Source organism: Vibrio sp. 10N.261.45.E2, assembly GCF_002875705.1.
GTDB lineage: Bacteria > Pseudomonadota > Gammaproteobacteria > Enterobacterales > Vibrionaceae > Vibrio.
Window position 1 is genome coordinate 1 of the sequence record NZ_MCZZ01000065.1, and the last position, 583, is coordinate 583.

The window sequence follows — 583 nt, forward strand, 5'->3', positions numbered from 1 at the left end:
TTACTTGACCACTACAGTATTATGTGGCCGGTGTTTATAAAGAAAAAGCTTCAGGAGCACGAGCTGATCGACCAGAACTACTACGTCTTATTGGTGACCTTCAACCAGGTGAAATTGTTGTCGCTGAAAAGATAGATAGGATTAGCCGCCTTCCACTTCCTGAGGCTGAAAAGCTCGTTGATTCCATTCGTGATAAAGGCGCCAAGTTAAGTGTCCCAGGTCTTGTTGACCTAACAGAGCTAACACGCCCTCACGATAAAGTGTTTTTCCAAGAGCTAGACGAAAAGTATCGAACTCTCCGTATATTCCTCCCTAAATTATTAGCTCAAGTACAATTTCAAGGTAATGCAGGAGCCAAACAAGTATTAGAAGCTTTAGATTGGATGTCTTCCAATATGGTGCGTAGGAAAGTGAAAAATTCAGTGCCGTTAGAGTCTGTGAGTAAACGATGGATGCCCTTAGTTATGGGGAAAGATGGACAGACTTTTAACTTTCACGCCTATACATTTAGTACCGTTGATAATGTCCTTAAAGCTCTGAAACGACGAGATATTTTTATTGAACGAACATAGCAGCTACGCTG

1 pseudogene is annotated in these 583 nt (G+C 41.7%); it reads left to right on the plus strand.

The window, feature by feature from the left end:
* Positions 1-17: 17 nt before the first annotated feature.
* Positions 18-572 (plus strand): annotated as a pseudogene (locus BCT34_RS24730) (recombinase family protein); the annotation flags it as partial.
* Positions 573-583: the final 11 nt, after the last annotated feature.